The following is a 21,435-nucleotide window of genomic DNA, read 5'->3' as shown; positions in this document are numbered from 1 at the left end:
GATTGGATCAGGGCAGACTTGGAATGTTAGGATTTTCCGTTCCTTGGCTATACTCAGGCCTGGGGCAATTGGTTCTGGGGGGACTTGTGCTACTCGATAATCCGGTTTTTATTTTTACAATTCTCATTGCTGTGAGCCTCTCGATTCCCCCGATTTTTGAGCGGATCAAGTTACCTGGCCTGGTGGGGTTACTCTTAGCGGGCATTATCCTCGGCCCCAGTGGTCTCCAGTTTCTTAATCACAAGACTGAAACCATGGTGCTGCTCTCAGGGGTGGGCAAAATCTATTTAATGTTTGTGGCGGGCCTGGAGATTGATCTGAGCCAATTTCGGAAAACCCGCAATCGCTCCATGGGCTTTGGCTTTTTGACCTTTATTGTCCCCTTAATGACCGGGATGGTGGTCGGACGCTGGTTTGGGTTTGGCTGGAATGGGGCCCTGTTGATTGGCTCCTTATTTGCCTCCCATACCCTTTTGGCTTATCCAATTGTCAGTCGGTTGGGGGTTGTTCAAAACGAAGCCATTACCGTCACGATTGGGGCCACCATTTTTACGGATACAGCAGCCCTGTTAGTTTTAGCCATTTGCGTGGGGATTGCGGCCGGAAACTTTACGGCTTGGAGCTTAATGCTGCTACTGGTGGCCTTAGCAGTCTATTCGGTGGCGGTCCTTTGGGGCATTGATCGGGTCGGGAAAGAGTTTTTTAGACGCTCAGGAGATAATGAGGGAAACCAATTCTTATTTGTCCTCTTAGCTCTGTTTGTGGCTTCGGTCGGGGCCCAAGTGATTGGGATTGAGCAAATTGTCGGGGCGTTTTTGGCTGGCCTGGCCGTTAATGATGTGATTGGGGAAAGTCCAGTTAAGGAGAAGGTGGAGTTTGTCGGCGGGGTGCTGTTTATTCCCTTCTTTTTCATTGATATGGGCTTACTGATTGACCTCCCCGCTTTTCTAAAAACCCTCAGTTCTTGGGGCCTAACCCTGGCCATTGTGGGTGGTTTAATTGGCAGTAAATTCGTCGCGGCCTGGTTGGCAAGCGTGATTTATCGGTACAGCCGGGTAGAAATGCTCAGTATGTGGTCATTGTCCTTACCCCAAGTGGCGGCCACCTTAGCTGCAACCCTAGTGGGTTATCAACAGGGAATTTTGACCCAGGATATTTTGAATAGTGTGATTGTCTTGATGGTTGTGACTTCAATTTTGGGGCCATTGATTACTTCCCGGGTCGCCAGTCGTATCCCTGTGCCACAACCAGAAACTGATACGGTTGATGAACTGTGGCGGGATACAGCTGGTTTAGAGGGGGAGACAGATGACTCTGCCCCTTTCACGGTAATTGTCCCAGTCCAGAACCCCCAAACAGAACGCTCCTTAATCCAACTAGCGGCGTTGTTAGCCCGCCATGAACAGGGGCGAGTTGTCCCATTAGTGGTTACCCGGGCGGCTGTGCACATGGATGATCCAGGCCTGGAAACCAGCTTGCAACGGGGCCAAAAACTCTTACGGCGGGCTGTGGAAATTGGCCAAGCCTACGCTGTTCCCCTAGAGCCACAGTTACGGATTGATGATGATGTTCCCCTGGGAATTACCCGTCTGAGTCGGGAGGAAAATAGCAACTTAATTATTGTTGGTTGGTCGGAAAAAACTGGTCTGCGAGCACGGCTGTTTGGCACCGTCATTGATAGCATTCTTTGGTCAGCCCATTGTCCTGTGGCCATTACTCGTCTTTTAGATGAACCGGAGAATATCCAATCCATCCTTGTTCCAGTCCGAGACCTCACGGCCCCAACCCTGAGAATCGTTGGCTTTGCCCAGGCCTTAGCTGCCGCCAGTCAAGCCGATGTCACCCTCCTCCATGTTTGTTTACCCGGTATTCCCAGTGAACAGATGACCCAGTTTGAGGCAGAATTAGCCCGGATTTTGCCACCGGATAGCCGCCCCGTCTGTATTGATATTCAAACCGTGGCTGAATCCGATATTGCTAGTGCCATTCTTGGCCAGGCCGCTAGTCGGGATTTAGTCTTAATGCGCTCAATTCGGCGGCGAACAACCGGGGGGTTGGCGGTGAGTGATATTACCACCCAAGTCGTGAAGGAATTACCCTGCTCAGTCATCCTCTTTGGTGAACCCCACTCCTAAGCTATCCACAACGTTCAACTCAGGTCGGCCAACTCACCATAGGGAGCCTGGCCCTTAATCCGTAAATCTTTAAGAGGCAAACCCTGGCAGCAAAGATAGTGAGCATAAAAGAGATCAGGAGACTGTACCCCTAAGCTGGCCAGGGCCGGTTGAATGGGAAACGGCCAAAGTCGATCGAAACAAAGCTCCCCCTGAATCCAGCCAACTTGCAAAAAACAACAGCCTCGCAAGGGGACGTGCAATTGTTTAAACAGGTATTGGCTGAGGTAATAAAGGGGTTGGCGGATTTTATCCTCCACATGGATGGGTTGTAGATAGTGCCCATCCTGACCCTGACCAATAAGTTCGCCATAGAGTAGGCCTTTTTCAGTTAGAGCTACAGGTAACCAATAATTCCCAGGCCCGGTTAAAAATCCTTTTTCTGCTACGACTTTTTGGATTTGCCGAGGCTGCCGACATTGCTCAAATAGTTCGGCCACTTGGGCATTACCCCAATTCCAGGCCAAGGTCAATGGATATATTTGCCCCTTAGTCTCAACAATTTTCTCTAGTTCTGGATCGTCTAAACACCTGACAACCACATCTAGACCCTGAGCAACTAAGACCGGCACAACTAAGGCTTCAGCTTGTTGACTGGTAATTTCTAGGGCGGCATCCGCTAACCCAGCTACCGGATTAACGACTAACTGAATCTGAGGCAGTGGTGATAGATTGTTTGGCAAATTGACCATGACTAGCCCAAACTAGGCACTAACCGGCCCGGTCTCAAGCCAGGAATGCCCGGTAAATCCAAATTTAGACCATTGCGCTGGGTATTGGCAGTTTGGTTTTGCAGTTGCCGGACTTGGGCCTGGAGGCGTTGGTTTTCCCATTGCAGGCTCTCCATTTTGGTCTTGACTTGCTCTAGGCGTTGAGAGAACTTCTGGCGGTAGACCTCCGGCATTTCCTGGATGACTTTCTCCAGCATTTGATTGCGCTCGTTAAATTCGTGGAGAGAGCCTTGGAGCCGCTGAATTTCCTGATCCCGCTGCTGAATTTCTTGATCGCGGTCTTCAATTTGGGATTGGTAAAAGGTAATTTGATCCCCTAGGGCTAAGGCCTGTTGTTGCAATTCCGTCAGTTGTTGGAGGGTTTCCTCGGTCAGTAATTGGACTTGCTTGGCTTCTTGGCGGGCCTGGTAGAATTGCAGAAATAGCTCTGGTTTGGCCACCATCAACCGATACATTTCTTCTGAGAGTTGTTTGACCAGTTGATCCCGGATTTCAATATCCTGTTGCCAGGCCTGGAGCAGGGTCGGATCAGGGGCGGTAGGGGCTAAAGATAGGGGGGACATTTCACTCACGGTTTCTCACTCCAGCCAAATAGAAAAGAAAAATAATCGAGAATTTTCTCAGATTGAGCGATTGAGTTACCCCCTCAGGATTCGGGATACAGTACTAGCTCATAGCCTTAACTACGCCCAGGCCTCGCACCCCATGCAAAAAATGTGATGACTGACCCACCGCCCACGTCTGACTTTGACCATCAACCAGTTCTGGCCCAAGCCCTTTTAACCGCCTTGATGCCCAAACCCCAGTCCCACTATTTAGATGCCACAGTCGGCGGGGGCGGCCATAGCCTGTTACTTCTAGAGGCTTATCCCGATATCAAAATTACAGCCATTGACCAAGACCCCAACGCCATCACAGCAGCCCAGGCCCGCTTGAGTCCCTATCAACAGCAAGTAAATTTTTGGCATGGAAATTTTAGTGACTTCCGGCCTGGCGATCTGAAGTTTGCCGGAATTTTTGCCGATCTCGGGGTCAGTTCGCCTCAATTTGACCAGGCCGAGCGCGGGTTTAGTTTTCGCTATGAGGCTCCCCTGGATATGCGCATGAACCCAAATCAAGCCACCACCGCCGCCGATTTAGTCAATAACCTCAGTGAAACAGACCTGGCCAATTTATTCTACGAACTTGGGGAGGAGCGATTTTCCCGCCGCATCGCCCGCCGCATCACTGCCCAACGTCCACTCAGAACCACAACCCAGCTGGCAAATCTTGTCGCCCAGGCCGTGCCCAACCGCGGATCACAGCGCATTCATCCGGCTACCCGTGTCTTTCAAGCTTTACGAATTGCAGTCAATCGGGAGTTGGATGTTCTTAAGACCTTTCTTGATCTCGCCCCTCAATGGCTAGAACCGAGCGGATGCATGGCGATCATTAGTTTTCATAGCTTGGAGGATCGCATCGTCAAATATGCCTTTCGGGAATCTCCACTATTACAGGTGATCACCAAAAAGCCAATCATTCCCAGTCCAGAGGAGATCGCCACAAACCCCCGCGCCCGCTCTGCTAAATTACGGATTGCCCAACGCAGCCAACCATGACGCTACCAGGCCACTTAAGCTTGAATTGTCTTTAGCCAAGCTTGCAGATCCGCCACGGTTTCAAATGTTAAAAGGGCCTCACCCAGTTTTTCTAATTGCGGCAGCGACAAACGATTGACTTGACTTTGGAATGTCCCAGGTAAATCGCCAATTTTTTTGGCTAACAGCCGCTGAATTAAGAGTTTTTCTCCCTCAACTCGTCCTTCTTCCCGCCCTTCTTGGATAAATTCTTGCCGCCAGACCTGGTACACAGATGATTCCTTCATAATCTCTCTCCGTAAGATGTTTTGGATCACTGTCTCCTCTAATAATAAACCTGCCAAAATTGCCGTGGAAGCCGTAATGTTACTTTGGGTACGCTGATCAGCAATCGCGCCTAAAGTCTCAGATACGGATTGAAGTACCTGCTGGGGATTGGCTGTTTGGCTTAAGACGGCGAGGGGAAGTAACCCAATCCGGCCTAAAAATGTTGGGGTTGGCTGCTCCCAAAGGCGAATGACGGAAAACTCATGGCGCATTCCCGAAATTTCAAAGGTGGTTTGCTGCACCAGGCCAGAATTCGAGGATAAAAGATAAGTCACCACCTGCCGCATTTGTTTCCTCGGAAAACGGCGATAGACCCGCAAACGATAATCAGCCATCCGAAAAGGAATTAAGGGGTCAGGTTGAGTTTGAAATTCAAGGTGCAAAATCAAGTCGGGAGAATCTAATAAAATCAAGGAGTCAGCATGGATTGGTTCTAAGGAAAGTTCCCCAGGACTGAGATTACCAAAGCAGATCAATTCTCCCAGGAGCCAGACCGCAAAATCCTCTGGGAAGGTCTCAGCTAAGAATTTACAGGTGTTATCAAACATCAGAGCCGCTCCTGAATTGATGCCCCAACAGACCAGGCGGTATTGACATTCATAAATCTAAAAAGAAAATAATTTTCTGCTAATTCTTATCTTTTCACACCCAAATGTAGCTGGCTTGACCGACAGACTACGGGGTGGGATATGCCACAATGTTAGCGGTCGTGCTTATTTACGACATTCCAAGAATAATCATTAGGTTGCTGGCATGGAACCGCTTTACGAATACGCCTGGTTGATTCCCGTCTTGCCTCTGGTGGGGGCGATGCTTGTGGGCGTGGGGCTGATTTCTTTTAATCAAACCGTGAACAAGTTGCGTCAACTCAATGCAGCGGTGATCATTGCCCTCTTGGGGGTGGCGATGACCTACTCCATTGCGATCTTTGTCAGCCAACTCCAGGGCCATGCTCCCTATGAACAGTTAATTGATTGGGCGGCGGCTGGAACCTTTCACCTCTCCATGGGCTACACGATTGATCACTTGACGGCGTTGATGCTGGTGGTGGTGACGACCGTGGCCCTGCTGGTGATGATCTACACCGATGGCTACATGGCCCACGATCCAGGGTATGTCCGGTTTTATGCCTACTTGAGTTTGTTTAGCTCCTCCATGCTGGGCCTGGTGATTAGCCCGAATCTGGTTCAGATTTATATCTTCTGGGAACTGGTGGGGATGTGTTCCTACCTCCTGGTGGGTTTCTGGTATGACCGTAAAAGTGCCGCCGAAGCTGCTCAAAAAGCCTTTGTCACCAACCGAGTCGGAGATTTTGGCCTGTTACTCGGAATTCTCGGATTATTCTGGGCCACGGGCAGTTTTGACTTTGGCGTGATTGGCGAGCGATTGGAGGAATTGACCAGTTCCGGTGTCTTAAATCCAGCCGTAGCCGCATTATTGGCAATTCTGGTGTTCCTTGGGCCCGTGGCTAAATCTGCCCAATTTCCCCTCCATGTCTGGCTCCCGGATGCAATGGAAGGCCCCACACCCATTTCGGCATTGATCCATGCAGCAACGATGGTGGCGGCGGGTGTCTTTCTGATTGCGCGGATGTTCCCCGTGTTTGAAGAAATTCCTTCGGTGATGACACTAATTTCTTGGACGGGGGCATTTACGGCGTTCTTGGGTGCTTCCATTGCCCTAACTCAAAACGACATTAAAAAGGGCCTGGCCTACTCCACAATTTCCCAACTCGGTTATATGGTCATGGGGATGGGTGTGGGAGCCTATAGCGCTGGCCTATTTCACCTGATGACCCACGCCTATTTCAAAGCGATGTTGTTCTTGGGTTCCGGTTCGGTGATTCACGGCATGGAAGCGGCTGTCGGTCATGATCCGGCCTTAGCACAGGATATGCGGGTGATGGGGGGCTTACGGAAATATATGCCGATTACCTCCGCCACGTTTTTGATTGGCTGTCTCGCGATTTCTGGGATTCCGCCCTTTGCTGGGTTTTGGTCTAAAGACGAAATTCTCGGGGCGGTATTTGCAGCTAATCCGGCCATGTGGGTGCTGACCTGGCTGACGGCGGGTGTGACTGCTTTTTATATGTTCCGGATGTACTTCATGACCTTTGAAGGCGAGTTTCGTGGGATTGCCTTTGGGCCGGGTGCGATGGATCCGAAAGAGTTGGAGCATGATTCTGCCCATGGTCATGGTGGCGGTAAACCCCATGAATCCCCTTGGACAATGACCTTGCCTCTGGCAGTTTTAGCGATCCCCTCGCTTTTAGTTGGCCTGGTGGGAACCCCTTTCCATAACTATTTTGAAGGGTTTATCCATGCCCCAGGGGAAATCATTGAATCCTTGGTCGTTGAAGATTTGACCGAATTTTATGTTTTGGGTGGGGCTTCGGTGGGGATTGCCCTAATTGGGATCACGGTGGCTTCATTGATGTATCTGCAAGGGAAAATTAGACCCGCTGCCATTGCTGAGAAAATTCGCCCCCTCTATGAGTTCTCCTTACACAAATGGTATTTTGATGAGCTTTACAATGCCGTCTTTGTGAATGGAGTTCGTCGCATCGCCCGCCAAGTCTTGGAGGTGGATTACAACGTCGTCGATGGGGTGGTTAACTTAACCGGATTTGTCACGATGATTACCGGCGAGGGCTTGAAATACTTTGAAAATGGGCGGGCCCAGTTCTATGCCTTGATTATTTTCCTAGCGGTGCTGGGATTTGTCATTTTCTCCTTCCCGTTTTGAGGAATTATTAAATTTTTCTGCAACCCCCTGCCTTTTTTGAAAATTACTTCTAATTTATTGATGCAGCATTACCTTTGAGCCGCGTCTAGAGTCAGATTGCCAAGGAGCTTTGGATTTTTGTTATGACTGACTTCCCCTGGTTGACTACCATCATCCTATTTCCGCTTCTGGCTTCAGCAGCGATTCCGTTTATTCCTGACCCCGATGGCAAAGGGCGACCGATTCGCTGGTATGCCTTGGTAATTGGCCTGATTGATTTTGTCTTGATCATCTATGCCTTTACCACCCAATACGATCTCAATGGTACGGGCCTCCAGATGGTCGAAGCCTACGATTGGATTCCAGAAATTGGCTTGCGCTGGTCCGTGGGAGTAGATGGAATTTCGATGCCCTTGGTGCTGTTGACTGGATTTGTCACCACGTTGGCAACTCTGGCAGCCTGGCCTGTGACCTTTAAGCCGCGGCTGTTTTATTTCATTATCCTGGCTATGTATGGCGGTCAAATTGCAGTTTTTGCTGTGCAGGATATGTTGGTCTTCTTCCTGGCCTGGGAATTAGAACTGATTCCGGTCTATCTGCTTTTGGCGATTTGGGGCGGTAAAAAACGGCAATACGCAGCAACCAAATTTATTCTTTATACAGCCCTCAGTTCTCTGTTTATCCTGGTGGCCGCCTTTGCCATGGCTTTCTATGGGGATACAACCACCTTTGATATGCACACCTTATCTCTGAAGGATTATGGCCTAGGCTTTCAATTGTTGGTCTATACCGGGTTCCTGGTTGCCTATGGGGTGAAATTACCGATTGTACCACTCCATACTTGGTTGCCGGATGCCCACGGTGAAGCCACAGCCCCAGTCCATATGCTCTTAGCGGGGATTCTGCTGAAAATGGGGGGCTATGCCCTGATCCGGATGAACGTGGAAATGTTGCCAGGAGCCCATGCTAAATTTGCGCCAGTGTTGATCATCCTTGGAGTTGTCAATATTGTCTATGCGGCCTTGACTTCCTATGCTCAACGGAATCTCAAACGCAAGATTGCCTATTCTTCGATTTCCCACATGGGCTTTGTTCTGATTGGGATTGGCTCCTTTACAAGTTTGGGGATGAGTGGGGCAGTTTTACAAATGGTCTCCCATGGCTTGATTGGGGCGAGCTTGTTCTTCTTGGTGGGCGCAACCTATGACCGAACCCATACCTTGATCTTGGAAGAAATGGGCGGTGTTGGCCAAAAGATGTCCAAGATTTTTGCCATGTTTACGGCTTGTTCCCTGGCGTCTTTAGCGTTGCCGGGGATGAGTGGCTTTGTGGCGGAATTAATGGTGTTTGTCGGTTTTGCTACGAGCGATGCCTATAGTCTGACCTTTCGGATTGTGGTGGTTCTCTTGGCGGCGGTGGGCGTGATTTTGACCCCGATTTACTTGCTCTCAATGCTCCGGGAGATTTTTTATGGCCCAGAAAACAAGGAACTGGTCAACCATGAAGAACTGGTGGACGCTGAGCCGCGTGAGATCTTTATCATTGCCTGTTTGTTAGTGCCTATTATTGGAATTGGTCTCTATCCAAAAATTCTGACCCAGATTTATGATGCAACAACAGTACAGTTAGTGGCTCGGATTCGAGAGTCTGTCCCCACTCTGGCGCAACGGCAATCACCTGAGACGGCAACTCTGGGATTTTTTGTGGCTCCTACTTTAGAAAACCAGGCCCTAGAATAAACTCAAGATAATTTGTTTGGATTAGCCATGGATTCCTCCCCAGGCCTGGCCTGTAAAACCCTTTTATTAGTCGATGACGATCCCAACTTAGTTCTGTTAGTTCAAGATTATTTGGAACTGAAGGGCTATCGGGTACTGACGGCGGCTCAAGGGCGGGAAGCCTTACAGGTGTTAAAACATGAAACCCCGGACATGATTATTTGTGATGTGATGATGCCAGAAATGGATGGTTATCATTTTGTCCGTCACATCCGGGAACAGGAAAACATTAAATGGCTACCGGTCTTGTTTTTGTCAGCAAAAGGGCAAACGGAAGATCGGGTCATGGGCTTAAATACAGGGGCTGATGTTTATATGGTCAAGCCCTTTGAGCCTGAGGAATTAGTGGCCCAAATCGAAGCCTCCTTGAAGCAATCAGAACGGGTTAAACAACTCCAAACAGCAAGTTTTGAGACTCCTGGCCCCTTGCCCTTACCGGAAGGAATTGAACTGACACCCACAGAAATAAAGGTGCTGCGTTTAGTGGCCCAGGGATTAGCCAATAAGGATATTGCTAGCCAACTGGTTGTGAGTCAACGCACTGTGGAAAGTCACGTCAGCAATATGTTGGGTAAAACAGGGCTAACGAATCGGACTGAACTCGCTCGCTGGGCCTTGGACTATCGCTTAAGTTAAAACCTGACCACCGATGATTTGGAACAAAATGTCCCCATTTTATGGTCACGATCCTAGTTATGCCCCAGGCCTGGAGGGTATGGCCGTCCTGATCTGGGCCTGGATAAGGTTCCCGTAGAGATATAGCCCCAATTTACTGGGTTTTGCGCTCCTACGACTGGGAAGAGTCTAGATAAACTGGTGTAGCCTATAGGTCTGGTATCGGTCAGAATAATCAGGGCTGTGATGATTGTTTGTAAGGAGATTAACTCAATGCCCATTAAAATTTCCCTGCTTGGTTTAATCTTATTGGTGGCGACTGCTGTCCCTGTGATCAGTCCGATCAGCGCAAATTCTCAGCCGGCTGGCACAGGACAATTTGGGGTAGATAATCCGCTTTTGCAGCGGGCCATGAACCTCGCACGGCAGGCCGCGGAACGAGCGAATGGCGGCCTCAGTCAATACCGGGCTGAACCTGCAATGTCTGGAATCGCCACCCAATCCCCCTTTGTGCTCAATTCTGATGGGAGCTTCACCTTTACCTTTTTAGGGGGCAAACCCGATCAACCCTTCTCCTTGGAATCCATTGTGACGGTGAGTGGTGATGGGCGAGAAGTGAATCTTGATTATAACGGGCCGATCAAATCCCCCAGGCCCCAGACAACTAATCCCAATAGAACGAGCAATAGTATTGGTGAGGAAATTCGCAACATCCAACGGGCGATGAATCTGGCCCGGCAAGCCGGCGTTAAAGCCAATGGTGGGTTATCGGTCTATCGGCCGGATATGTCCATGTTTAGCTTAGATCGGGCCAAATATGTGTTGAATGATAACGGAACCGTGACATTTAGCTTCTTAGGTGGGAGCCCCAATGCTCAACCGACCATTGAAAGTGTGATTACAGTTGCCTTGGATGGCTCCCAGATTACGATTGACTACAATGGCCCGATTCGTAATCCCTCCTGATCCCTGGGGGGGATTGAGCCGTTGATCCGGTGATCGGCCTCCAGCTTGCTATTCGGCATCGGCAAGGATTTTGGGAACCCGAAAAAATTCATCTTCAGCTTCTGGAGCAATTGCCAACAGGCCAGGCCGGTTAGGGAAAGGATTGAGTTGATCAACGCGGGTCACATTACTCACTTCAATGGCCCGGGTGGTGGGAGCAATGTTGCTGACCTCTAGTTCATCCAGTTGTTGGACATAGTCAAGGATGGCACTGAGTTGGGTCGTCAGGGTGGCAATTTCGGAGTCGGCCAAGTCCAAGCGGGCCAAGTGGGCGACTTTTTTCACATCTGCATCCGTTAGCATGACAATCTTGCCTCAACCCTAGAAAAACACATCAGCAGTGGAGCGGCCCGTGGTTTTCAGCCAATTTTGCGCTTCGATATAGTTGTTGGGAGCCTGTTGAATGGCCCGTTTCCAATATTCAGCTGCTTTATCATAGTATTGCTCAGCGGTTTCCAAATCTTCAGCTTCTTCGGACTGGGTTCCTAAGTAGTGGAGAATCACCGCCACATTGTTCAGGGCCTGGGGCATCCGGGGGTTTAAATCCAAAGCCTGGTGATAATAGTCAAGGGCTTTATTGTGATCCCCATTACTGGCATGGATCAGCCCAACATTATAGAGAATAAAACTCCGGTCGTAGGGATCCTGCTCTAGCTTGAGGGCTTCTTCATAGTTTTCCAGGGCCTCAGCATATTCACCATCCCCTTGGGCGGACATCCCATCGCGGTAGTAGGCGAAGGCAGCCTTCGATTGGCGGTTAGTCGGCAGAACCTTAAGAAGGATATCCGCCATGACTGTAAAGGTTTTGTCAATGAAATTATCGTTACGCTGAGAGCGAGGCATGGGGAATTGACCTGTTGAGTCAGAGTTTGCCGAACCGAATCCTTATAGGTAATCTACCGCGCCCAGGCCTGGGACAGCAACTCTGAGGATTTAGAACGCTTAAGCCAGATGTAACTTCAAGATCGCTGGCGAAGCTCGCCTTACTTTACAGCGAATGGTGGATTGCCCCAAACGTTGACAGGCCTCATAGCGATGGCAGCCGGAAAATCCATAATATTGCCCATCAACTTCTAGGACATCAATTGGCTCCTGTTGGCCAATATCTGCAATGGACTGCATTAAGGCTGCGACCTTGTCAGAATCATTTTGGCGCAGGAGCGGGCGGCGGATTGCAGTGAGGGGAATATCTAGAATTCGCATGATCTCAAGACTCCTAATTATGACGAGATATGACGAGCAGTGATTTCATCATTTTCAACTTAATCATAGTCGTTATGAGTATGTTTTACAAGATCAGTATCATTGGCCTGGTGGCAACTGAGGTGGGCGGGAGGGGGATTTGTCTAGTGCTGAAAAATTCCCTTTAAGATAGTGGGTAGTGATGGCCAGGAGCAGTGTTACGCCAGATGTCTCTATCCGCTGAAATCAATTTACGTCCCTTGGCCTATCGCGACCTCGATACTGTCCTGGAAATGTTCGCCCAGGCCCAGACAACGCTCCCAGGCCTGAATCGAGATCGCCAGTTTTTACAGCATTGGTACGCCCCCCTAAAACTGATTAGTTTTATGCCCCATCACCTCCCCCAACCATTGCGGGTTTATGTCGCAGAAAAAGGGGATCAGGTCTTGGGGGCCATTCAGGTGTCCCCATTTAACAAAAATCGGACAACCTGGCAGGTGGATCAGTTAGTGGCCCAGGCCGGTGGGACAGAATTCGGCAATCAAGAGATTGGGACACAGCTATTACGCCATTGCTTTACCAAGGTTTGGGAAGCTCGCACCTGGTTGTTGGAGGTGAGTGCTAGTGACAGTGATGGCCTGGGCCTGTATCGCCATAACGGTTTTCAACCCCTAGCCCAACTCACCTACTGGACAATCACCCCGGAGCAGTTAGCCAGCCTCGCCACCCATGAACCGGATTTGCCCAATCTTCTCCCCGCCACTAATGCCGATGCGGCCCTGCTCTGCCAACTGGATACAGCGGCCATGCCAGCCCTAGTTCGACAAGTCTTTGATCGGCATATTTGCGACTTCAGAGCGGGGATAGGGCAGTTTTTAGCCAGTAGTCTGCAAAACCTCTGGGGAACCACTCAAACCCAGCAAGGCTATGTTTTTGAACCGCAACGCAAAGCCGCCATTGGGTATTATGCTGTCGAACTCGCCCGCCACGGCAATCACGCCCACCAGGCCCAGATCACGGTGCATCCGGCCTATACCTGGCTTTATCCGGAGTTGCTTTCGCAAATTTCTCGTCTCACCCAGGCCTGGCCCACGAGTCCCCTGTATTTGACTTCTACCGATTACCAACCAGAGCGGGAGGCCTTTTTTGAACAGGTTGGGGCGAGTCGAACGGGCAATACGCTGATGATGTCGCGCTCCGTTTGGCATAAGGTGAGAGAAGTCCGGCCCCGTTTACCCGAGGGATTAGCCTTAGGGGAAGTGATTCAAGGCCTGCAACAAAATCGCCAACCCCTGCCCGGCCGCATGGCTCACCCCGATGTGATGCCCCTCTCCCCTCCCGGCAACTTTCCCCATCAGGATGAATAAGTTAGAGCGGGCTTTTCAATTGATCCAGCCATAAGGTTAAATTTCGCTGCATTTTTCAGACTACGCCTATCTCTGGAGTACATTGAGAGGCGAATTCCTATTGCTGCTGTGGCGATATACCCAATGGGAATCCGGTAAGTTCAACTGAAGGAATTTTTATGACCGCCGATCAATCCGTCCCCAACTACTTAGTCCCTGCAATTTTATCCACTGTTTGCTGCTGTATTCCCTTTGGCATTGTGGCCATTGTCTATGCTTCCCAAGTCAACACCAAACTGGCTGCCGGGGATCGCACAGGCGCAATTGCAGCCTCCGAAAAGGCTAAACTCTGGAGCTGGATTGCCTTTGGCAGTGGTTTAGCAATCTCGGTGATTTACATTATCATCCAGGTTATTGCCTTCCAAGCGGTTAATCAATAAAAGGCTCTAAAAAACCCGATGTTGGAGACAGGGCATTTGTTGGCGAACTTGTTCCAGACGTAAGGGTTCAATCGCCGCCACTGCTAACCCCGGCCGGTCTCCAGCATCAGCCAGAATGGTTCCCCAGGGATCCACAATCATCGCATGGCCATGGGTTTGGCGGCGGGCATAATGTTGACCCGTTTGGGCCGGGGCCAGGACATAAGCGGTGTTTTCAATGGCGCGGGCCTGGAGGAGGACTTGCCAATGATCTTTCCCCGTAAAGGCGGTGAAGGCGGCGGGGACAAAGAGAACATTCGCTCCGGCTTTGACTAAGGCTCGATAGAGTTCTGGAAACCGGACATCATAGCATACAGATAAGCCAATATTGCCCAAGGTGGGTGAAGCATAGACTGGGGGAAGGGTTGAACCCGCTAAGACTGTTCCAGATTCGTGATAGATGTTGCCATCGGGTAAATCTACGTCAAATAAATGGACTTTTTGGTAGCGGGCCAGTTCTTGACCATTGGGGCCAACTAATAAGGCCGTATTATAAACTTTGCCCGTTGCTGTCGGGACTGGATAGCCCCCCCCCAAGAGAGTAATTTGAAACCGTTGGGCCATTCGCCGTAGAAATTGTTCGGTTTGACTGGCAATTTCCGCCGCTTGAGCAACTTTGACGGAATCATCTCCCAAAAATGAAAAGTTTTCCGGCAGTCCCACCAACTCAGCCCCGCGCCGGATCGCTAGTTCAATCAGTTCCTCAGCTTGGGCTAAATTCTTAGCAAGATCCGGCAAACTGGTCATCTGGACAGCGGCAGCGAGATAGGACTTCATAGATTGTTTGAGGCTGGGTGTGAGGACGGGCCTTATTTATCCTAAGACAAGATGTCATCCGAAGATCCGTTCCCTCTCAATCCAAATCAAACCTGGATCAACGGGGTTGTGAAGTAGAGAACAATCTCCATCAGTCCTTGTCGAAATCTCTGGGGACTTGCTAGGATGTTTAAGCGCACAAGTTGGGGTGTCGCCAAGCGGTAAGGCAGCGGGTTTTGGTCCCGCCATTCGGGGGTTCGAATCCTCCCGCCCCAGTCCCTCGCTTTTGAGCAATGTCTAATCTTGTAAATTGCCAGGCCGGAACTCTTGCCCTTGACTTTGATGGGGTGATCTGTGATGGGTTACGGGAGTATTTCCAGGCCAGTTGGGTGGCCTATCGGCAAATTTGGCCCACCTCCGTCAAGACTCCTCCCCCAGCGTTAGAAGCCCAGTTCAAAACCTTACGCCCGATTGTCACCCACGGTTGGGAAATGCCGCTAGTCTTACGGGGCCTGATTAAGGGGTATCGCCTACGGGAAATTCAGTCAAACTGGAGCACGATAAAACAGCGGATCCTGACTGAGGAAGATTTAAACTGGCGGCATTTGGGCCAAACCCTAGATCGCATCCGGGATGAATGGATTAAGCGGGACTGGCAAGGTTGGTTGGGGCTACATCAGTTTTATCCGGGGGTGGTGGCCCAACTCCAGGCCTGGGAAAAATTGGCTTTACCCCTAGTCATCATTACCACGAAAGAAACTCGCTTTGTGGAATATTTACTCACCCAGGCCCAGGTGAATTGCCCCTCCCTCGGAATTTATGGTAAGGACTGCCAGCAAACCAAAGTCGAGGTTCTCCTCAAATTGCAAGACAGGGTTTCCTTGCCCATCTGGTTTGTCGAAGATCGGCTCGAGGCCCTGCAATCAGTAGAAAGGGAACCCCGCTTAAATCAAGTCCAGCTATTTCTGGCGGCTTGGGGTTATACAACGGTGGCCACCTGTACCCAGGCCCAAGCGGATTCCAGAATTACCCTGTTGCAGTTGGATCAGTTTTGTCAGGACTTTTCCACCTGGATGCCCAAGGAGATCCCCTAATGCCCAGCCATCATGAACTGCTTGAAGAAGCCCAATTTCCCCAGGCCTTGAAGCAAATTCTCAACCAGAGTGAACAGGCCTTCAAAACCTGGGAGGTGGTGGTGACAGATTTTCTCGACCCCCTCGTTCGCCTAGAAGCTATCGCAGCTCTCAACCAGTTAACGGATCTCCACTACCAGGCCTGGGGGGGCTATCCCCAAGCAGAACGCCAACGCATGGTCTTAGCCCGCACCGATATCCCCTTAGACCAAAGCAATATTGGCCTGGAACTCTGGGCAATTGCCGGGAACTTTCTCTTTGACCCGCCCACGGATACGGACTTTCACCAGGCCCTCATAATGGCAGGCATCCCCACGGATCAGATTGGTGACATTATCCTCCTTGGAGATCGGGGCGCACAGGTGATTCTCGTCCCAGGTTTAGACATCTCCTTGGGCCAGGTGAAACAGGTTCGTACAGTGCCAGTTAATGCCCAACCCCAGGCCTGGCAGGAACTTCGGGTCAGACCTCCCCAGATTAAAACCCTAACCACTGTGGAAGCTTCACTGCGCTTAGATGCCTTAGCCTCAGCCGGATTTGGAATGTCCCGGAGCAAAATGGTAGAGATGATCAATGGCGGTGCGGTGCGGGTCAACTGGCAGCCGATTAACCAACCAAGTCATCTCCTGAAAACTGGGGACTTAGTGACGCTCAAACAGCGGGGCCACCTGACCATCGGGTCGATTCAAGTCACCAAAAAGGAACGCTATCGAGTCGAATTAAGCCGTGCTAGCTAGGTTTATCAGGGGAGATCAAGAATCATGTCCGCATCATCCAACCGCAAGATCAATCTGATTCTGGCCAAGCCCCTGATCCGGTTGCTCCTATCCCTTGGCCTGGCCGTTGCCGCCTATGCCCTAATCGAAACTCCTTGGTGGGAAATTCGTATCCTGACGGCCTTTAACTTGGGGTTATTTCTGCACTTAGCAATTTTGGGAACATTTCTCTGGAATGCCACTCCAGCCCAAACCTATCACCATGCCCAAGGGGGAGAACCGAGTAATGTCGCCTTACTGACGGTTGTTGTTCTGTTTTCCCTATTAGGGTTTGTCGGCGTGGCCGTGATGCTAGACAACTCGCAAAAGTATCCCCCCTTGATTACCAACCTGCACATGGGCCTCTCCTTCCTGGCCATCTTTCTGTCTTGGCTGTTGGTACATATCTATTTCGCCATTCACTATGCCCATCTCTACTATGACGAGATTGAGGAATCAGTCCGAACCCACGCAGCCGGGGTTCCCTACCGCAAGGGGCTAGATTTTCCCCATGAAGACCTGGTGTCCTATCGAGATTTTCTCTACTATTCCTTCACAATTGCCATGTGTTACCAAACCTCCGATGTTTCGATTATTAGTTACGAAATGCGCTCGGTTAGCTTGGTGCAATCGGTATTGTCGTTTATTTTTGTGGCGGTGGTCTTTGGCCTGGTGGTGAATGTGATTTCTAATGTGGTTTAGAATCGCCTCAGAACCCTGCCATCAAAGTATCAGCCGATTACCATAACAATCATCAAGATCAACTGCTGTCAACTTGCCCCCTGCCACTGTGCTAATTTCTGACCCCCAGGCCGCCCTCAGCCGACACACATTCATTGACCAGTTCTTTGCCCTCCGCCAAGCCAGCCTGAGCTTATTTGACTCCGTTTCCCCAGCAGCCTTTTGTCACCAGGCCCATCCTGACTTTAGCCCTGTGGGTTGGCATTTAGGACATATTGGCTGGACAGAAGGACTCTGGCTCTTACCCAAATCATTACGGGAACAACTCACCCCCCCAGACTACAACGCCCTATTTGCCGCCAGTGGTTTACCGAAAACAGCCCGTTCCCAACTGCCCCCACTCCAAGAAATTTGCACCTATCTCGCCACCATCCGGGCGGCTATATTAACGGCATGGGTGAAGCAGGATTTCCAAGCCCAGGAATGGCTAGCCTGGTGGTTATTGCAACACGAAGCCCAACACGGAGAAACAATTCAAATGATCCTCGCACTCCAGGCTCCGAATCCTCTAAGTACAACTGTTATCCCTGTCAACAAGCAGATTACCGCAATGGTGACAATTCCTGCTGGTGTCCTCAAGCCCTCGGCTCCCTCATTACTGCTCTTGGACAACGAAAAACCAGGCCTGGCTGAGGAAATCCCCGCATTTCAGATTGATCAACAGCCCGTCAGCCGTGGCCAATTTCAATATTTCATCGAATCCGGTGGCTATGAAACCGAACAATGGTGGACAGCAGAGGGCTGGGCCTGGCGAAAACAATATCAAATCAATCAACCCCGGTATTGGGCCTGGCCGGTGAGTTCAGATCATCCAGTCTGTGGAGTGAGTTGGTATGAAGCCGCCGCCTATGCTGCCTTTATGGGTAAACAACTCCCAACAGAACACCAATGGGAACGGGCCCAGCAAGTCCTCCAGGCCCCACCCCGATCTGAAATTCCCCTCGCCACACCTAGAGACCATTACACAAGTTCCCTCTCAACATCCTCCTATGGCTTTGGGCAAGTTTGGGAATGGACTGACACCTGGTTTCATCCCTATCCGGGGTTTTGTAGCTCCCCCTATCCAGGCTATTCCGCCGCCTATTTTGACCGGGCCCATCGGGTTCTCAAAGGCCAGAGTTTTGCCAGCCAACCCCTCACCCAACGCCCCTCGTTCCGGAACTGGTATCATCCCCACACCCAAGAAATTTTTGCCGGAATCCGCTGTGTAAGGACATGAGAGCCATCTATCCGGCCATCCCGATGTAATAAGCTGAATAAGAATCAAACACACAGGATCAAGAGATGAGTCGGATCAAGGTGGGATTAGTCTTTGGCGGCCGCTCCGGGGAACATGAGGTTTCAATTATCTCTGCCCAGGCCATTGCCAAAGGACTCATCACCCCACCAAACACCGATAAATATGAGTTAGTTCCCTTTTACATTGGCAAGAACGGGGCCTGGTCAGCACCGAACATCGCAACTTCGATTCTGGCTACGGGGCAACCCCTGTCCGTAACCGATACAACAACACCTAATCTTTGGCAGTTCCCCCCCCAAGTCAGCGAGATCGATGTTTGGTTCCCCATCCTCCACGGCCCCAACGGGGAAGACGGCACGATCCAAGGCCTATTCAAACTGGTGCAAAAACCTTGGGTAGGCTCTGGGGTTGCGGCATCTGCGGTGGGGATGGATAAAATTCTGATGAAAGCCGTATTTGCCGCCGCTGGCCTGGAGCAAGTCGCCTATCTGCCAGTCAATCGGAGTGAAATCTGGTCGGATCCGTGTGTGTATAGCCATCTCTGTGATCAAATTGAGTCAACTCTCGGTTATCCTTGCTTCGTTAAACCCGCCAATCTCGGCTCTTCTGTGGGGATTACCAAAGTCAAAAATCGCGACCAACTCACCACCGCCCTCGACAATGCTGCCAGTTACGACACCCGGATTATTGTGGAGGCTGGAGTGATTGCCCGCGAAGTTGAATGTGCGGTTCTAGGGAATGATCGCCCCCAGGCCTCGGTGATTGGCGAAATTACCTACAGCAGTGAATTTTATGACTATGAAACGAAATATACCGATGGGCGGGCAAATCTCCTGATTCCGGCCAACTTACCCCCAGCGGTTGTCGAGCAAATCCAGGCCATGTCAATCAAAGCTTTCAAAGCCATTGGCGCATCAGGCTTAGCCCGGATGGACTTTTTCTATCTGGAAGCAACGGGAGAAATCCTTATCAACGAAGTCAATACCCTGCCCGGATTCACTGCCCTCAGTATGTATCCCCAACTCTGGCTCAAAAGTGGGCTCGCCTTTCCTGATTTAGTGGATGAATTAGTCCGACTGGCCTTGGCACGGGGAGCAAGCTAACGACAGATAACCAGGGGAAAAATAGCCTTAGCGATCAAAGTTACCAGAATTATCTACATCCCCAGAATCCGTGGAGTAGCTGGGCCGATCTAGGGGTTGGTAATCCGTATCAATCGGTTGATCGTCATTTAATTCGGGACGGGGACGAGGGCGGCGGCGGGGGCCAACTTTGCGACTCCGAGGTTCTGAAGTATCCGGGGTAGAACTGGGACGACTGGCGGCTGGCCGGGGGCGCGGGGGTGGAGCATCCTCATAACGGGACGGGGCCTGGGGTTCTCCATAATTATCTACGGGTGAATCATCCTCAACGGTGGGACGACTGGGACGGCGATTGGTGGGTCGGGTTGGGCGAGGGTTCGTAGGTGGACGCTCTGGGCGAATCGGTCGTTCCGGAGGTTCTGGAGCATTGCCACGGCGGGAGGGCAAACGGCCGGCCGGAGTTACATCATCCTCCCAAGCATCGTCATAACGCTCCCGGCTTGCATCACGACTGCCTCGAATCCGGCGCACGGGTGGTAAGTCTTCCTCGTAGGGTTCCAATTCCTCTAGCTCGGCCCGATAGGTATAGGTGCGACTGACCGGACGATCTTCATCCACAACTGGAGTATTCCGGCGGGCCTGTTCCGTGGCAATCCGGCGGAGGCGAATACTTTCAATCGCAAAGAAGACTGCGGAACCCGTTAAGAGAACCTGACCAAAAAAGAGAATCGGATCGAGTCGCCAACCCTGGAAAAAAAGAATTCCGCCACAGAGTAAACAAACCGCCGCAAAAAATATGTCATGATCACGGGCTAACTCCGGCCGGACAGAGCGCAAGAAATATAAAACGGCTCCACCCACGGCCAGGCCAATGCCCAAAATCCCGGCTGGCCCAAGGCCCACATTCACAATTTGGCCTAAAACTGGGTAAAACATTGGAACTGGGATACCCACGCGCTTTTCCTCAAATCACTCGCATTTGCCGGAACCATTTCCATGTTAGCGATTCAGGCCCCGTTTCTCGCTCTTTAGCCAAAAAATCCTGACAGGATGGGTGGGAACCTGCCAGGGGTAACTCAGCCGGACAAACAGGTTGGGATGAAATAAATAATCTCTGATGTCCTTCACCGGTGATGATTTCGGTTCAGAGTTTGTTCACAGGGGAGGAGCCGGAGAACCTGAGCCAACTAGCTGACAGGTTGGGGGGCTGGCGCACCAGTTGCCGGAGTTGCTGCTTGGGAGTTGGGGGTTTGGATGGCAATCACATTGGGAGTGAATAAAAAGACTGCTTCTCCGAGGCGAGTTTGATGGCCGTTAATGGCATAGGTACTCCCGGCTGCAAAATCAGAAATCCGTTGGGCTTCACTAATTTCTAAATCTTCTAAGTTAAGGATTACCGCTTTATCCGCACGCAAGGCCTGGACAATTAGGGTTGTGTCGCTCAAGGCCCGCGGTTTGACAATCACAACTTCATAGCCACTATTCAAACCACTCAAACCACGAGATAAAGAGAGAACATCATTCATGGAGTCAAGCCCCCTCAGGCGTTGCAAACATAGTTATCATCCTTACATTTGGGGAATCTCACGGCAAAATTCATAAATTAAAGTTCACAAATGTAGTTAATGTCCTAGTCTAAAGCATCTGTCTTAATTTCAGCCATGTTGGCGGTGATCAATGGAAATGTACGTTACCAAAACGGCAACTCAGCAGCACCTTTGTTGATCCTCCCCTAATCTAATATTCAGAACTCCATTCAACCCCAATTTCAAGAACAAGGGCAGGCTCAC

Annotated in this window: 22 protein-coding genes and 1 tRNA gene; 14 read left to right on the top strand and 9 right to left on the bottom strand. The window is 50.7% G+C overall.

The features are described from left to right. Positions 1 to 23 precede the first annotated feature (23 nt). Positions 24 to 2,135, top strand: coding sequence for a cation:proton antiporter (locus SYN6312_RS00280; RefSeq protein WP_015122856.1), 2,112 nt, complete (start codon positions 24 to 26; stop codon positions 2,133 to 2,135). 14 nt (positions 2,136 to 2,149) lie between these two features. On the opposite strand, the gene SYN6312_RS00275 is transcribed toward SYN6312_RS00280, so the two are convergent. Both SYN6312_RS00275 and SYN6312_RS00270 read right to left on the bottom strand, forming a co-directional pair. After that, on the bottom strand, positions 2,150 to 2,866 hold the full coding sequence (locus SYN6312_RS00275; protein WP_015122855.1) for a hypothetical protein: 717 nt from the start codon (positions 2,864 to 2,866) through the stop codon (positions 2,150 to 2,152). Between the two features lie 2 nt (positions 2,867 to 2,868). Next, positions 2,869 to 3,468, bottom strand: a complete 600-nt coding sequence (locus tag SYN6312_RS00270) for an Npun_F5560 family protein (RefSeq protein WP_041430449.1) — start codon at positions 3,466 to 3,468, stop codon at positions 2,869 to 2,871. 153 nt (positions 3,469 to 3,621) lie between these two features. Between SYN6312_RS00270 and rsmH the strand changes: the two genes are divergently transcribed. Beyond that, positions 3,622 to 4,503: a 16S rRNA (cytosine(1402)-N(4))-methyltransferase RsmH gene (rsmH, locus tag SYN6312_RS00265; protein ID WP_371257378.1), complete on the top strand. Its 882-nt coding sequence runs from the start codon at positions 3,622 to 3,624 to the stop codon at positions 4,501 to 4,503. 14 nt (positions 4,504 to 4,517) lie between these two features. Here rsmH and SYN6312_RS00260 read toward each other — a convergent pair whose 3' ends face one another. Beyond that, positions 4,518 to 5,357: an Rpn family recombination-promoting nuclease/putative transposase gene (locus SYN6312_RS00260; protein WP_015122852.1), complete on the bottom strand. Its 840-nt coding sequence runs from the start codon at positions 5,355 to 5,357 to the stop codon at positions 4,518 to 4,520. A 205-nt stretch (positions 5,358 to 5,562) separates the two neighbouring features. Here SYN6312_RS00260 and SYN6312_RS00255 point away from each other — a divergent pair, with 205 nt between their 5' ends. The 4 genes from SYN6312_RS00255 (at position 5,563) to SYN6312_RS20250 (ending at position 10,892) form a co-directional block, all read left to right on the top strand. Then, entirely contained in the window at positions 5,563 to 7,554 is a 1,992-nt protein-coding gene (locus SYN6312_RS00255) for an NAD(P)H-quinone oxidoreductase subunit 5 (protein WP_015122851.1), read from the top strand. 122 nt (positions 7,555 to 7,676) lie between these two features. Then, the gene (ndhD1, locus tag SYN6312_RS00250) at positions 7,677 to 9,272 is read left to right on the top strand and encodes a photosynthetic/respiratory NAD(P)H-quinone oxidoreductase subunit D1 (RefSeq protein ID WP_015122850.1); all 1,596 of its coding nucleotides are present in this window, start codon (positions 7,677 to 7,679) and stop codon (positions 9,270 to 9,272) included. A gap of 27 nt (positions 9,273 to 9,299) precedes the next feature. Beyond that, a complete protein-coding gene (locus tag SYN6312_RS00245) occupies positions 9,300 to 9,947 on the top strand; it encodes a response regulator transcription factor (RefSeq protein WP_015122849.1) in 648 nt (215 codons plus the stop codon). A 252-nt stretch (positions 9,948 to 10,199) separates the two neighbouring features. After that, a complete protein-coding gene (locus tag SYN6312_RS20250) occupies positions 10,200 to 10,892 on the top strand; it encodes a purine nucleoside permease (protein WP_015122848.1) in 693 nt (230 codons plus the stop codon). A 48-nt stretch (positions 10,893 to 10,940) separates the two neighbouring features. On the opposite strand, the gene gatC is transcribed toward SYN6312_RS20250, so the two are convergent. From gatC to SYN6312_RS00225, 3 genes are all read right to left on the bottom strand, one after another. Beyond that, positions 10,941 to 11,240, bottom strand: coding sequence for an Asp-tRNA(Asn)/Glu-tRNA(Gln) amidotransferase subunit GatC (gene gatC, locus SYN6312_RS00235; protein WP_216594190.1), 300 nt, complete (start codon positions 11,238 to 11,240; stop codon positions 10,941 to 10,943). A gap of 12 nt (positions 11,241 to 11,252) precedes the next feature. Then, complete coding sequence (locus SYN6312_RS00230; RefSeq protein WP_015122846.1) at positions 11,253 to 11,774, bottom strand: photosystem I assembly protein Ycf3; 522 nt, start codon at positions 11,772 to 11,774, stop codon at positions 11,253 to 11,255. Between the two features lie 99 nt (positions 11,775 to 11,873). Continuing rightward, on the bottom strand, positions 11,874 to 12,134 hold the full coding sequence (locus SYN6312_RS00225) for a sulfiredoxin (protein WP_015122845.1): 261 nt from the start codon (positions 12,132 to 12,134) through the stop codon (positions 11,874 to 11,876). 206 nt (positions 12,135 to 12,340) lie between these two features. Here SYN6312_RS00225 and SYN6312_RS00220 point away from each other — a divergent pair, with 206 nt between their 5' ends. Further along, positions 12,341 to 13,480, top strand: a complete 1,140-nt coding sequence (locus tag SYN6312_RS00220; protein WP_015122844.1) for a GNAT family N-acetyltransferase — start codon at positions 12,341 to 12,343, stop codon at positions 13,478 to 13,480. Positions 13,481 to 13,638: 158 nt separating this feature from the next. After that, a complete protein-coding gene (locus SYN6312_RS00215) occupies positions 13,639 to 13,899 on the top strand; it encodes a CD225/dispanin family protein (protein ID WP_015122843.1) in 261 nt (86 codons plus the stop codon). Between the two features lie 6 nt (positions 13,900 to 13,905). Here the strand turns inward: SYN6312_RS00215 and SYN6312_RS00210 are convergent, their stop codons facing one another. After that, complete coding sequence (locus tag SYN6312_RS00210; RefSeq protein WP_015122842.1) at positions 13,906 to 14,715, bottom strand: carbon-nitrogen hydrolase family protein; 810 nt, start codon at positions 14,713 to 14,715, stop codon at positions 13,906 to 13,908. A 183-nt stretch (positions 14,716 to 14,898) separates the two neighbouring features. On the opposite strand from SYN6312_RS00210, the gene SYN6312_RS00205 reads away from it, so the two are divergent. From SYN6312_RS00205 to SYN6312_RS00180, 6 genes are all read left to right on the top strand, one after another. Then, a tRNA-Gln gene (locus SYN6312_RS00205) sits at positions 14,899 to 14,970 on the top strand. Positions 14,971 to 14,987: 17 nt separating this feature from the next. After that, positions 14,988 to 15,788, top strand: coding sequence for an HAD family hydrolase (locus SYN6312_RS00200; protein ID WP_015122841.1), 801 nt, complete (start codon positions 14,988 to 14,990; stop codon positions 15,786 to 15,788). Then, positions 15,788 to 16,564, top strand: a complete 777-nt coding sequence (locus tag SYN6312_RS00195; RefSeq protein ID WP_015122840.1) for a photosystem II S4 domain protein — start codon at positions 15,788 to 15,790, stop codon at positions 16,562 to 16,564. The genes SYN6312_RS00200 and SYN6312_RS00195 overlap by 1 nt, the downstream gene beginning before the upstream one ends. 24 nt (positions 16,565 to 16,588) lie before the next feature. Further along, positions 16,589 to 17,284: a DUF1345 domain-containing protein gene (locus tag SYN6312_RS00190; RefSeq protein ID WP_015122839.1), complete on the top strand. Its 696-nt coding sequence runs from the start codon at positions 16,589 to 16,591 to the stop codon at positions 17,282 to 17,284. Between the two features lie 73 nt (positions 17,285 to 17,357). After that, positions 17,358 to 18,542: an SUMF1/EgtB/PvdO family nonheme iron enzyme gene (locus SYN6312_RS00185; RefSeq protein ID WP_051020944.1), complete on the top strand. Its 1,185-nt coding sequence runs from the start codon at positions 17,358 to 17,360 to the stop codon at positions 18,540 to 18,542. Between the two features lie 65 nt (positions 18,543 to 18,607). Continuing rightward, positions 18,608 to 19,666, top strand: a complete 1,059-nt coding sequence (locus SYN6312_RS00180) for a D-alanine--D-alanine ligase family protein (protein ID WP_015122837.1) — start codon at positions 18,608 to 18,610, stop codon at positions 19,664 to 19,666. 27 nt (positions 19,667 to 19,693) lie between these two features. Here SYN6312_RS00180 and SYN6312_RS20855 read toward each other — a convergent pair whose 3' ends face one another. Further along, entirely contained in the window at positions 19,694 to 20,599 is a 906-nt protein-coding gene (locus SYN6312_RS20855) for a Ycf66 family protein (RefSeq protein WP_371257377.1), read from the bottom strand. A gap of 233 nt (positions 20,600 to 20,832) precedes the next feature. Beyond that, positions 20,833 to 21,171, bottom strand: a complete 339-nt coding sequence (locus tag SYN6312_RS00170) for a cell division protein SepF (protein ID WP_051020942.1) — start codon at positions 21,169 to 21,171, stop codon at positions 20,833 to 20,835. Between the last annotated feature and the right edge of the window lie 264 nt (positions 21,172 to 21,435).

This window comes from Synechococcus sp. PCC 6312, assembly GCF_000316685.1.
Taxonomy (GTDB): domain Bacteria; phylum Cyanobacteriota; class Cyanobacteriia; order Thermosynechococcales; family Thermosynechococcaceae; genus Pseudocalidococcus.
This window is presented reverse-complemented; position numbering and strand designations above follow the sequence as displayed.